Annotated in this window: 10 protein-coding genes, 1 tRNA gene and 1 pseudogene; 6 read left to right on the top strand and 6 right to left on the bottom strand. The window is 68.7% G+C overall.

Annotated features, from left to right (window positions below; translation table 11 throughout):
* Positions 1 to 3 precede the first annotated feature (3 nt).
* From EMB92_RS01605 to EMB92_RS01595, 3 genes and pseudogenes are all read left to right on the top strand, one after another.
* A tRNA-Arg gene (locus EMB92_RS01605) sits at positions 4 to 77 on the top strand.
* Positions 78 to 234: 157 nt separating this feature from the next.
* A pseudogene (locus EMB92_RS01600) lies at positions 235 to 1587 on the top strand (Na+/H+ antiporter NhaA); the annotation flags it as partial.
* A 420-nt stretch (positions 1588 to 2007) separates the two neighbouring features.
* Positions 2008 to 2682: an LOG family protein gene (locus EMB92_RS01595; protein ID WP_202961959.1), complete on the top strand. Its 675-nt coding sequence runs from the start codon at positions 2008 to 2010 to the stop codon at positions 2680 to 2682.
* A 39-nt stretch (positions 2683 to 2721) separates the two neighbouring features.
* Here EMB92_RS01595 and EMB92_RS01590 read toward each other — a convergent pair whose 3' ends face one another.
* The 3 genes from EMB92_RS01590 to EMB92_RS01580 form a co-directional block, all read right to left on the bottom strand.
* Positions 2722 to 3393, bottom strand: a complete 672-nt coding sequence (locus EMB92_RS01590) for an O-methyltransferase (RefSeq protein ID WP_043166595.1) — start codon at positions 3391 to 3393, stop codon at positions 2722 to 2724.
* 99 nt (positions 3394 to 3492) lie between these two features.
* On the bottom strand, positions 3493 to 4458 hold the full coding sequence (locus tag EMB92_RS01585; protein WP_043166592.1) for a succinate dehydrogenase/fumarate reductase iron-sulfur subunit: 966 nt from the start codon (positions 4456 to 4458) through the stop codon (positions 3493 to 3495).
* A gap of 98 nt (positions 4459 to 4556) precedes the next feature.
* Positions 4557 to 6482 carry an FAD-binding protein gene (locus tag EMB92_RS01580; RefSeq protein WP_150393560.1) on the bottom strand — a complete coding sequence of 642 codons (1926 nt, stop codon included), beginning with the start codon at positions 6480 to 6482 and terminating at the stop codon, positions 4557 to 4559.
* A gap of 75 nt (positions 6483 to 6557) precedes the next feature.
* Here EMB92_RS01580 and EMB92_RS01575 point away from each other — a divergent pair, with 75 nt between their 5' ends.
* Positions 6558 to 6941 (top strand): MGMT family protein, encoded by a 384-nt coding sequence (locus tag EMB92_RS01575; RefSeq protein ID WP_052119227.1) that lies wholly within the window; start codon positions 6558 to 6560, stop codon positions 6939 to 6941.
* A 7-nt stretch (positions 6942 to 6948) separates the two neighbouring features.
* Here EMB92_RS01575 and EMB92_RS01570 read toward each other — a convergent pair whose 3' ends face one another.
* The 3 genes from EMB92_RS01570 to EMB92_RS01560 are packed head-to-tail and all read right to left on the bottom strand — an operon-like array spanning position 6949 to position 10153.
* Positions 6949 to 8181, bottom strand: coding sequence for a DNA-processing protein DprA (locus EMB92_RS01570; RefSeq protein WP_223847507.1), 1233 nt, complete (start codon positions 8179 to 8181; stop codon positions 6949 to 6951).
* Positions 8178 to 9725 (bottom strand): YifB family Mg chelatase-like AAA ATPase, encoded by a 1548-nt coding sequence (locus EMB92_RS01565; RefSeq protein ID WP_043166590.1) that lies wholly within the window; start codon positions 9723 to 9725, stop codon positions 8178 to 8180. Before EMB92_RS01565 ends, EMB92_RS01570 begins: the two co-directional genes overlap by 4 nt.
* A complete protein-coding gene (locus EMB92_RS01560; RefSeq protein ID WP_395951741.1) occupies positions 9725 to 10153 on the bottom strand; it encodes a YraN family protein in 429 nt (142 codons plus the stop codon). Before EMB92_RS01560 ends, EMB92_RS01565 begins: the two co-directional genes overlap by 1 nt.
* 290 nt (positions 10154 to 10443) lie before the next feature.
* Here EMB92_RS01560 and EMB92_RS01555 point away from each other — a divergent pair, with 290 nt between their 5' ends.
* Both EMB92_RS01555 and EMB92_RS01550 read left to right on the top strand, forming a co-directional pair.
* Positions 10444 to 11193: a response regulator transcription factor gene (locus EMB92_RS01555; protein WP_150393559.1), complete on the top strand. Its 750-nt coding sequence runs from the start codon at positions 10444 to 10446 to the stop codon at positions 11191 to 11193.
* Positions 11190 to 12590: a histidine kinase gene (locus EMB92_RS01550; protein ID WP_150393558.1), complete on the top strand. Its 1401-nt coding sequence runs from the start codon at positions 11190 to 11192 to the stop codon at positions 12588 to 12590. Before EMB92_RS01555 ends, EMB92_RS01550 begins: the two co-directional genes overlap by 4 nt.
* Positions 12591 to 12624: the final 34 nt, after the last annotated feature.

Below are 12624 nucleotides of genomic sequence, written 5' to 3'. Positions count from 1 at the left end.
TATGCGCCGGTAGCCCAGCGGATTAGAGCAGCTGACTACGGATCAGCAGGTCGCAGGTTCGAATCCTGTCCGGCGCACGTGCAACAAGCCTCGATGCCATCGCACGGGGCTTTTCGTTTTCTTCATCCCTCTTCTGTCGATCCTACGATCATGTGACCAAGCCCGGGGCGAAACGCCGTTCATGACGTTCTTCCGGTACCCTTGTATGGGTATGGCCTAGGAACGGGAGGGATGATGACGACTGATCGCGATAGCGGACACACTTCGGGATTCTGGGGAACCATCCACCGTATCGCGGCATCCGATCGCGTAGCCGGTCTGGTCATGCTCGGCTTCGCGCTCGTCGGACTGGTGCTCGCGAACCTTCCCGCCACGGCGCACCTGTTCGAGACGATCGCGGAGACGCACATCGCGATCCCGTACACGAATCTCGACCTTCCCCTCGGCCACTGGGCGCAGGACGGCCTGCTGACCATCTTCTTCCTGACCGTCGGACTCGAGCTCAAGCAGGAGCTCACCACCGGATCGCTGGCCAATCCCAAGGCCGCGGCGGTGCCGATGCTGTGCGCCGTGGGCGGCATGCTGACTCCGCCGGTGCTGTTCATCGTGGTCATCGCATTGTTCTCGCAATACGGTCCGGGTCCGGTGGGTGACCTTCTGCTGATCACCACCGGCAACAACATCCCGTTCGGCGAGATGATCCGAGGATGGGCGGTGCCCACCGCCACGGACATCGCGTTCTCCCTGGCGGTCCTCGCCCTGTTCGCCAAGGCGCTGCCCGGATCCATCAGGGCGTTCCTCATGACGCTCGCCACGGTAGACGATCTGCTGGCGATCATCCTGATCGCCGTGTTCTTCTCGTCGCTCAACGCCTGGTACTGGTTCATCGGCATCGCCCTGTGCGCTGCGGCATGGGCGTTCCTCGTTCGTCTCAAGCGCGTGCCTTGGCCGCTGGTGGCCGTCGTGGGACTGCTCGCATGGACCTGCATGTTCGAAGCCGGGGTGCATCCCACGCTGGCGGGCGTGCTGGTCGGACTGCTCACCCCCTCGCGTGAGATGCACGGCGAGGCCTCGCCGCGCGCCTCACGTTACGCGGAGAAGCTCCAGCCGTTCTCCGCGCTGCTGGCGCTGCCGATCTTCGCCCTGTTCGCGACCGGCGTGCACTTCGAATCGCTGACCCCCGAACTGATGCTCTCGCCACTGGTGCTCGCATTGATCGTGGCCCTTGTGGTGGGCAAGCCCCTGGGCATCATGGCGACGGCATGGATCGCCACGCACGTCGCGGGGCTCAGCATGGCCAAGGGGCTGCGCGTGCGCGACATGCTCCCCGCGGCCTGCGCCTGCGGCATCGGCTTCACCGTGTCGTTCCTGATCGCCTCGCTGGCCTACGACAATCCCGAGCTGTCGGCCGAGGCACGATTCGGCGTGCTGGCGGGATCGTTGATCGCCGCCGCCATATCGGGCGTGCTGCTCAACCGCCAGTCTAGGCGGTACGAGCGTGCGAACGCCCGTCGCCGCATCGACGAGGAGATCGAACAGCTGGAGACCGAACACGTCACCATCCTTCCGGACGGCACGGTCAGGGTCGACATCGACGCGTTCACCCCCGAGCAGCTCGCGGAGCTCAAGGCGCGCCGCGAGGAGAGAAGACGTCGTCTGGAGGGTGTGGCGAGGATGACCGCCGACGATGGGGCGAAGCCCGTGCACAAGCGGCTGATCAGGCGTCTGCGCTGGCGGCGTCGTCATCGCTGAAGACGGACGCGAATCCGAACACGGGGCAGGCCGGATGAGGGACGCCCCCGTGGCGGGCGTGGATAAGGATGGATAGGGAGAAGGAGTCTGCCGATGAGCGGGACGAAGACAACAAACCGGACGGATCCAACGGGTGACGCGGACGCGACGGCCGTGCAGGATGGATCGCACACGTCGGGTGCGTCAGGGGCATCGGATGCGTCGGCGCCGTACGACCGGACGTATCAGCGCGGACCGGTGATCCTGCGCGGGGACATGATCCCCGCCGACAGCTCGACCGCCAACCTGCTGCGCTCCGATGAGAGCACCGACTGGCTGCACATGGATCCGTGGCGCGTGCTGCGCATCCAATCCGAATTCGTAGACGGCTTCGGCGCCCTGGCCGAGCTCGGACCCGCCGTGTCGATCTTCGGATCCGCGCGAACCCCGGCCGACTCGCCGGATTACGAGGCGGCCCGCGCCATGGGCGAGCGGCTCGCCGGCAGAGGGGTCGCGGTCATCACCGGGGGAGGCCCCGGCATCATGGAGGCGGCGAACAAGGGGGCGGCGCTGGCCGGCGGCAGGTCGGTGGGGCTCGGCATCGAACTGCCGCACGAGCAGGGCATCAACGACTACGTGAACCTCGGCATGAGCTTCCGGTACTTCTTCGTACGCAAGCTCATGTTCGTGAAGTACTCGTCCGGCATCATCGTATGCCCGGGAGGCTTCGGCACGCTCGACGAGACGTTCGAGGTGCTCACGCTCGTGCAGACGCACAAGGTGGCGCGCATGCCGGTCGTGATGTTCGGAAGATCCTACTGGCAGGGCCTGCTCGACTGGCTGAACGGGCCGGTGAGGGACCGTGGCATGATCTCGGGCGTGGACCCGAAGCTGGTGACGATCACGGACGACGTGGATGAGGCGGTCGAGATCGCAGCCGGCGCCCTGTGACCGACCGGCACCAGCCTCGGCTCGGTTGTCCGTAACCGGTCAGTTCATGACGGCGACGAGCAGTCCCGTGCCGATCGCCGTCAGCGTGGAGGAGAACCGGTCGTCCGATTCGACGGCGTCGATCAGCGCCCTCATCGCGGTGGCCTTCTCGCCGCGGTCGGCGGGATCGGGCACGCCGCCGTGGATCACGGAGTCCTCGAAGGCGAGCACATCGGTGAACACGATGGCGCCATGCCCGCGCAGCAGCCGCGGCGCCTGTTCGAACGTGGTCGCATAGTTGCCCGCGTCTCCGGAGACGACGATCAGATCGTAGTTCGCGCCGTTGAGACGGGGGAGGAACACTCGGGCCGGCGCGTTCACCGCGCGCAGCTTCGTCGAGGTGGTGTCCTGCGCGCGATCGAACGCCCTACGCACCAGGGCGATGCCCTGCGTGGACGAGTCGACCGCGGTCAGCTGGCCTTCGCCGTCCAGTCCGTTGGCGAGCTCGAGCGTGTCGACGACCGAACCGGTGCCCACGGCGATCACCGAACGGGCACGGGTGATGCGCACCAGCATGGACAGGAAGACGGCCTGCGAGGCGCAGGCCTGCGGCAGTCCCGACTCCTCGGCGCTGGAACGTGCGTCACGCATCTCCTGTGACTGCGCGGCGAGCGCGTGGTCCTCCACGTACCGCCATGCCTGGGTCAGATTCGTGTACTGCTTCCTATCCATAACCGTCCATGTTCCTTGAAGATGGGGCCGCCGGAGCCCCGAAAAGAATGGTCCCGTCCGTGGCGCCGGCGACGCTTCGCGCGACGCCGGCACCCGCCGCTAGCGTTCGCGCACCTTGGCGACGATCTGCCACATCTCCTCGCCGACGTCGATGCCGCGCGGGCACTGACGGGTGCATGCGCGCACCGACTGGCAGGCAGCCACGCCGTCGGCGGTGTCGATCGCGTCCATGCGGGCCATCGACTGCGTGTCGCGCGAATCGTTGATGAAGCGGCTGGCCCAGATGAGCGCGGCGGGGCCGATGAACGCGTCGCCGCCGGCGAACACGGGACAGGAGCCCTCGCACACGCCGCAGGCGATGCAGTTGCTCAGCTGCTCGTATCTGGCCAGCTGATCGGGGCGCTGCAGGTATTCGAACACGTCCACCTTGCCGTCCTTAGTGGTGGCGAGCGTGCCGGACGCCTCAAGATACGGCCTGAGCCTTCTGATCTGGTCGAGCATCGGGTCGATGTCGGCGATGAGGTCGCGCTGCACGGGGAAGCCGGGCAGCGGGCCGAGTTCGATGACGCCGAGGCTGCCGTTCCCGGCGCATGCGTCGTCGGCATCATCGGCGGATCCGGGTTCGCAAGCGGGCTCGCCGGTATGGCGGAATCCCTCGTCGTCGGTCATGCCGGCCGCGGGGGAGGCGGGACGTTTCGCCCAGTCCCTGAGCGTGGCGGTGCACAGCAGGTTCGGGGTGCCGTTGATCGACACCGCGTCCGAGCCGCACATGCCGTGGCCGCACGAATAGCGGAAGGCGAGCGTCGGGTCGACGGTGCGCTTGATGGTCATCAGGCAGTCGAGCACGGTGTCCTCGGGGCGTGCCGGAATCGTGTACTCCTGCACCCACTGCTTGCCGCGGGGCCGGCGGCGCGACGCGGCCGCGGGGCCGGCCGATCCGCCGAACGGCGAGCTCCTGCGGGCGAAGGGGCTGCCCGAGCGCGTCCTGTCGCGTTCACGCTCGGGGCGTGGCGCGAACCGGTTCACCTTCAAAGTCACCGTGGTCACGTTCGTGCTGGTCGTCATGCGCGCGCCTCCTGCCAAAAACACTGCCAAAACAACTCTCCATTGTGACACACCGCATGGTCGGGACGTCTCCGTGTCGGCCGCGTGCCGACACGCGGTCAGTATTCGCGGCGCTTCGGCGGGATGTCGACGATATGCACCGGCTGCCAGAGCAGCTCGTACCCCGGAGCGTCGGCCCCGTGCGAGGAATCCTCCACGGGGGTCGAACGGATCATGGAATGCGCGAGGAAGCGTTCGTCGTCGCGTTCGGGGAAGTCGAGGCGCCTGAGGGATCCGCGCGATTCACGGCGGCCCGCGCTGGCCGAGAGCATGGCTCCCGCCAGCGTGGTCAGGTGGCGCACCTCCCAGATGGCGGTGATTTCCTGGTTGAATGCCGCCGTGGCGTCATGCGCATGCAGGGAGTCCGCCTCGGGAGCGACACGGGAGTCCAGTTCCTCCAGGGCGGCTTCGATGGACTGCGCGCTGCAACGGACCGCCAGAGCGCGTTCCATGAGCGAGCCGAGCCGGGCCATGAGCCGATACGGGTTGTTGTCCTCAGGGTCGTGGGACGCGGACGCGTCGAGCAGCGAGGCCAGCTCCTGCCTGCGATGATCCGCGCTGCGGTCCACCGCATCGGACAGCATCCCGTCCAGCGCCAGCAGCTCGGGATCGTCCGCAGCCGTCGGATCGCCGGCCGGCTCGTCAGCGATCCGCTCGGCCATCGCCTCCCCCGCGCGCGTGCCGAACAGGCAGGCGTCGAGCAGCGAATTGCCTCCCAGACGGTTGGCGCCATGCACCGAGACGCAGGAGCATTCGCCTGCCGCGAACAGTCCGGCGACCTTCGTGCGCGTTGCCTCGCCGTCGGTATCCGCCGACCAGCGGTACACCTCGCCCCGTGTCGTCACGGGGATGCCACCCATCGTGTAATGCGCGGTCGGCTTGACCGGCACGTAGTCCCTGACGGGATCGATGTGCGCGTACTGCTCGATCGTCTCGACGACCTGCGGCAGCACGGCGTGCATACGATCCGGGTCGATGCCCGTCATATCGAGCCACACGCAGTCCCTCGGCCCGTCCGGATCCTTCGGATCGGCGACGCCGCGGCCCGCGTCGATCTCCGCCATGATGGAACGTGACACCACGTCGCGGGCCGCCAGATCGGCGTGCCCCGGAGCGTAGCGCTCCATGAACGCCTCACCGTCGGCGTTCCTGAGCACGCCGCCCTCGGCGCGCGCCGCCTCGGACAGCAGAATGCCCGTATGGGCCAGGCCGGTGGGATGGAACTGCACGAACTCGACGTCCTCCAGCTGCAGCCCGGCATCCAGCGCCAGCGCCATGCCGTCGCCGGTCAGATCCCACGAGTTCGACGTGGTGTGGAACAGTCGGCCCGCGCCTCCCGTGGCGATGAGCACGTTGCGCGCATGCACGGCCTTGACGGCGCCCGCATGCGTGTCGAACGCGACCACGCCGGCCGCACGCCCCCCGTCCTCGGCGAGCACCAGATCGGTCACATACCATTCCTCGGCGAACGCGACGCCCTCGGCCACGCACTGCTGCCACAGCGTATGCAGTATCTGATGGCCGATGCGGTCGGCCGCATACGCCGCGCGCCTGACCGGCTCGCCGCCGAACTCGCGCGTATGCCCGCCGAAGCGACGCTGCGCGATACGCCCCTCGTCGGTGCGGGAGAACGCCACCCCCTGACGTTCCAGGTTGATCACGGTCTGCGGCGCGTATTCGGCCAGCAGCCGCGCCGCATCCTGGTCGACGAGCCAGTCGCCGCCCTTGACCGTGTCGTAGTAGTGCCAGTGCCAGTCATCGGATTCGACGTTGCCCAGCGACGCCGCGATGCCGCCTTCGGCCGAACCGGTGTGCGAACGCAGCGGCTGCAGCTTCGAGACCACCAGGATCCTCGGCTCCACGCCCTCCCGTCTCATCCGCGCGACCGCCGGGGAGCGCAGCAGCCCCAGCGCCGCCGACAGGCCGGCGGCGCCCGCGCCCACGATCACCGCATCATACATTTCTTCCAACTGCTTCGGACTCATACCCCTCATTGTCACATAAGGGCGGACCGACCGCGAACGCCCGCGCACCGACCGGTGCGCAGTAGACTGGAGCCCATGCAGACGCACGACGACGACCATGACACCCGCACTTCCACGTTCGGCGAACCGACGTTCAGCGAACGCGTCTACCGGGTCGTGCGGCGCATCCCCCGGGGCAGGGTCGCCACCTACGGGCAGGTCGCCGCGCTCGCCGGATCCCCCCGCGCCGCCCGGTTCGTCGGGTTCGCGCTGCACGCCAATCCCGAACCGGGGGTGATCCCGTGCCATCGGGTCGTGTTCCGTGACGGGTCGCTCGCCCCGGGGTTCGCGTTCGGCGGCCCCGACCGTCAGCGGGCCCTGCTCGAGGCGGAGGGCGTCGTCTTCACGCCGGGGGACGGGGAGCCGGCCGGCGCGGACGGTTGGCGTGTGGATCTCGACCGCTGCCAATGGCGGGCGTAGCGGCGGTTCAGTCCTCGTCGTGTGTGTCCGCGGCTGCGACGTGTGGCGGATGCGGCGGGTGGACGAGATCGGTGATCTCCTCGGCGCTCGTCAGCAGGATCGCCTTCGCGTCGGCGATGAGCTGGTTGCATCCGGCGTTGTGCGGCGTGGTGATGGGGCCGGGGACGGCGATCACCAGACGGTTCAGATCGCACCCCCATCCCGCCGTGTTGAGCGCTCCGGAGCGCAGTCGCGCCTGGGCGACCACCACCTGCGCGCCCAACGCGGCGATGATCCTGTTGCGCAGCAGGAACCGGCGTCCCTCGGGGATGGTGCCCGGACACAGTTCGCTGACCAGTGCGCCTCCCCGTTGCGTGATCGTGTCGAACAGGCGCATGTTCGACAGGGGGCCGATGTGGTTGAGCCCGCCGGCGAACACCGCCACCGTGCGTCCGGTTCGTTTCGGATCCCCCACCCCCGAGGCGCTCAGCGCGCCCCAGTGCGCGGCCGCGTCGGCTCCCATCGCGCCTCCGGAGACGATCAGATGCCCGTCCGAGGCGGCGCGGAAGGCGACCTCCCTGGCCACCTCGCGTCCGTAGTCGGTGACGCCCCGCGAACCGACGACCGCCAGCGGCTGCTCGCAGCTGGTCAAAGCGGTCGCGTCCCCGATGCCCCACAGGCACAAGGGAGCCGCCCAGTCCCTGCGCGTGGACAGGTCCTGCAGCTGCATCGGCCAGTAGGGGGTGTGCGGGGCGATGATCCACTGGCGCCCGTCCATCGTGAACCATTCGGTCAGGGTCCTCCAGTCGGATGAGGGCAGCGCCTCGAGACGCGCACGCCATCCGGCGAGCGCACGGTGGAACGCGTCCATGCCCCGCGCGCTCACCCTGCGGCCCCACCGGGCCAGCCCCAGTGCGAACAGCTGGTCCAGACGGTTGTCCGAGGCGTTCGCCTGCGGGGAGCCGGTACGGGAGGCGAGGATGAGATCCAGTGCGACGCTGGGCGCTCCGGCTCCCTTGATGAGCGCGTACATCAGCGCGTCGGCGCCGTCCAGACAGAACGTGAGCGTGGCCCGGGCGAGCGTCTCCACGTCGGGCGGCGGCGGGGTCGGGCCCGGCGTCGGACGCACCTCGTCGGATCGCGTCACCGTGATCCCGTCCATGCTCGCATCGTTCGTGCCGTTCGTGCCACCCGTGCCGTCCGCCGTCTCGTCAATGTCGCAGACGCCGTCCGCGGGAATCATGGTGTCGACGCCGCTCATAGCCGTGTCCTCAACGCGATGCCCTGACTGGTCTCCTCGCGCCCCGGCGACGGGATGCCCTTGAGATCGGCGAGCGTCCAGGCCAGACGCATCGCCCGGTCCGCGCCTCGCAGACTGAGCCGCTGGGATTCCAGCGCCCGGTTGATCGGGTCCAGCGCGTAGCGGGACATGTGGTCGCGCATCCACCGGCCCGACGCCTGCGCGTTGCAGACCCACCCGTACTGCTCGTAGCGTTCCGCGGCCCTGGAGCGCGCCTCGATCACACGTGCGCGGATCTCCGCGCTGGTCTCGCGCGGCTCGTCCACTTCCTCGTCGAGGATGATGCGCGACACGGGCGGCACCTCCACCTGGATGTCCACACGGTCGAGGATCGGCCCGGACAGGCGGGCGAAGTAGCGTCGCCGCTCCTGCGGCGTGCACGTGCAGCGCTCCCCGGTGCCGTAGCTCATCCCGCACGGGCACGCGTTGGCGGCCATCACCAGCTGGAACGCCGCCGGATAGTACGTCGTGCCCTTGGCGCGCGAGAGCGCCACGTACCCGGATTCGAGCGGCTCGCGCAGCGTCTGCAACGCGCGCGACGAGAACTCCGGCGCCTCGTCCATGAACAGCACGCCCCGGTGCGCCCGGGTGATCGCGCCGGGGGCCGCGAGCCCCGATCCGCCTCCCGCCAGCGCGGCGGTGGACGACGTGTGATGCGGCGCCTCGAACGGCGGCACGTCGCAGATGCCGTAGGCGGGCAGCGTGCCGCACAGGGAGCGGATCGAGGCGACCTCCAGCTGTTCGGGCACGCCCAACGGGCACATGATCGACGGCATCCGGGAGGCGAGCATCGTCTTGCCGGAGCCCGGAGGCCCCACCATGATGACGTGATGGCCTCCGGCGGCCGCCACCTCCAGCGCCCATTTGGCGTAGGGCTGGCCGACCACGTCGCACATATCCCCGGACGGGGGAGGCGTGAACGCGCCGGGCTCGGCCCCCGCCCCCTCGCACTCGCCCGCGGGACGTTCGACGTCAGGCAGACTGTAGCGGGCCATGCCCCCCATCAGCTCGACGAGCTCACCCACATGACGCACGCAGCTGACCTCGACGCCCGAGATCAGATCAGCCTCGTCCATGTTTCCGGCCGGCAGGATCGCCCGTCTGATGCCGCGCTCGCGGGCGTGCAGGAGGATCGGCAGCACGCCGTTGATCGGCAGCACGGTGCCGTCGAGGTTCACCTCGCCCATCGTGATCGTCTCGATCAGACAGTCGTGGGGGATCGCGCCGGCGGCGCTCAGCACGCTCGCCGCGATGGCCAGATCGTGCGAGGAGCCGCGTTTCGGCATGGACGCGGGCGACATGTTCACCGTCACCCGGGTCTCGGGCCAGTGGAATCCGGTCGCCTGGCAGGCGGACTTCACCCGTTCGCGCGCCTCGGACAGCGAGGCGTCGGGCAGTCCGATGATCGAGAAGTAGGGCAGCCCCGGACTGACGAACGCCTGAATGGACACGGTGAAGGCCTTCAGACCGATCAGTCCGACGGAGAGCGCGTTGCCGATCACCATCAGAACGCCCCCTTAATGAGATGGACGTCCGGCCGCCCGTCGCGCACCATGACGGTGAACACGTCGAAACGCACCCCGGTGTGCGCGATCCGATGGGCGGGGTCGACGAGCCACTGCACGCCCGCGCGGCGCAGGTTCGCCTGCTTCGCGGCCGTCACCGCCTCCTGGGGCAGGCCATGGCGCATGGTGCGCCGGGTCTTCACCTCGACAAACGCGAGACGGCGTTCGGGGCAGACGGCGACGATGTCGATCTCGCCGTAGCGGGAACGCCAGTTGCGATCCAGCACTCTCCAGCCGCGCGAGACGAGCCAGGCGGCCGCATACCGTTCGCCGAGCTCGCCGAGCTCGCGCGAGGAGAGCAGCGGATCATCGAACAGGGAGCCGATCTCGGCGAGCTCGTCGACCGCATCGGAGGCGTCGTTGCACATGCCGGACATGAGGGGCTCCGGCGGACCCATGATCGTGGTGGTATCCATGGGAACCGACTATGCGGCACCGGTCATGCTCCGGGCAACGCCCATGGGGATTGTGGACCGGAACCCATACCCCGGGCGTGTTGTGGACGGGATGTGGACGACGGGAAGGTTATCCACCGTCCCCGTCATCCACCCGTCATCCATGGGACTACAACACCGTTCGACGCGGCGACCCCAGCGGTGCTACGGTGAAGATACGAGGCCGCACGTGACGTTGCGCGCGGCGAGGGGAGAGCCAAGCCATGACGGGCGACACGAACACCGCAGCCGCATACAGCGACGCCACAAGCGCTAAGGACACCAAGAACACCGAGACCGCGGACGCAATCCGCCCGATCGTCACCATCGGACTGCTCGACAACGACCGGTTCGCGCTCGCCTTCCTCGAACGGTCCCTGGCCGAGCTCATGCCCGAGGCGCGCATACTGTGGTCGACCACATCCGGACGCGCGGCCGTGCGCATGTGCACGACGCCGGACACCATGCCGAACGTACTGCTGACCGACATGTCGATGGACGAGCTGTCCGGCCCGGCCGTGATCCGCGCCATCAGGATCAGGACCGCCCGGGTCGCGATCCTCGCCGTCACCTCGTTCTCCCTGGCCGTGTACGCCTCCAAGGCCGCCGAATCCGGCGCGCAGGGCATCGTCCCCAAATCCGTCGAGGCGCCCATCATCGACGCCGTGCGCATGCTCGCCGCCGGAGGCACATGGAACCGGACGAACGACGACGTGTCCTTCCGGACCGCGGCAGACGCGCATGCGCTCCTCTCCGGCGGACATGCGCCCCGCCAGTTCCTGCTCTCCGACCGGGAGGCCGAGGCGATGAACCTGTGCTCTCGCGGCCTGACCAGCGAACAGGTCGCCGCGGACATGCACGTGGGCGTCTCCACCGCCAAGACCTATCTCGCGCGCGCCATCCGCAAGCTCGGCGCCTCCTCGCGCGGACAGGCCGTCGCCCTGTGGACCGGAGCGTCGGAAGGCGAGCGATGAGCCTCGAAGATGCGACCAACGCGGGGACACGCATCCTTAAGGCGCTGCACGCCAGGGCGTTCCGCATCCTCATCGCCCTGTTCGTGCTCGCCGCCACCCTGATCGAATGGGCGGCGATCCCGCCCATCTACCCGCTCAACCGGCTCCTGTGCACCATCGCGGTCATCGCCGTCATCCTCTCGCCGTTCCTGCCCCGCACCGCGAGTTGGCTCATCATCGCGGGCGTCATCGCCCGCCTGTTCGTCCTCGACCTGTCCGGACCGAACCCGCTGTGGGCCGCCTACCTCGCGCTCGCCCTCATCGGCTACGACAGCTCCATCCCCGTCGCGATCGGCGCACTGACGGCCATCTCGCTCGCCGAATGCGTGCCGGTCGCGCTCAACCGATTCAACGCCCTGTCCGCAACATGGGTGGGCATGGTCAACTACGTAGGTATGTTCGTGTTCGCCACCATGATCGGCATGGCCCTGCGCTGGCGGCGCCAACGCGACGAAAGCCGCGAACGGGCCATGAACCTCGAACGCCGCCAATGGCGGCTCGACACGCTGCAGCGCAACACGCGCCTCGCCTCGCGCATCCACGACTCGGCCTCCGGCGGACTGTCCTACATCGCCCTGACCGCCCAACGCCAGCTGCGGCGCATCCCCGACGACGACACGCACGCCGGCGAGCGCGCCGACTGGCGGTTCGTCGACGAACAGGCACGCCACGTCCTCGACGAGATCCACCACGTCATCGACCTGCTCGAACGCTCCGAAGACGCCACGCGACGCACACCTGTGACGGACGCCGGAACGGACGACGACCGGACGGGCGCCGGAACGGACGCGACGCCGGACGAATCCCCACGGCCGGACGGCGACGTGATCGGCGACGCCGTCCGCGAAGCTCGCCGACGACTGGACCATCTCGGCTTCACCGGAACCATGGAACTGCGCGGCGTCCCGGATCACGCGCCGGCGGACATCCCACCGTCCGTGCGTCCGAACCGACGGCACGCGACGGACGAACCGGCCGCGCAGGCCGCGAACCTCATCGGCGAGATCGCCTCGAACATCATCCGCCACCTCGATCCGGCCGCGGGCACCTACCACGCCGTCGTCACGCTGGGAGAGCACGCCATCGAGATCATGGAGACCAACCCGCTGCCCGCCACGTCCAAACCGGCAGGCGTCGCGCCGCACGGCAGCGGACTCGCACTGCACCGGCGCATCATCACCCGACTCGGCGGCGAACTCAACACCAGCGCCGAGGACGGCGACTGGATCATCTACGCGCGCATCCCACTGGACGGGGACGACGAGCACCCCGTCACCACACCGCACACGCCATCCGATCGACGTCGTCCCGCGGACGACGGGGCCACTGGCCCCGCATACGGCGACGACATACCGTAGAAGCACACGGAAACAACGAACACGGGCTCCACGA

The sequence above is a fragment of the Bifidobacterium callitrichos genome (assembly GCF_008698085.1).
Classification (GTDB): Bacteria; Actinomycetota; Actinomycetes; order Actinomycetales; family Bifidobacteriaceae; genus Bifidobacterium; species Bifidobacterium callitrichos.
The sequence above is the reverse complement of the archived record's forward strand: the minus strand, read 5'-3'. Positions and strand labels throughout refer to the sequence as shown.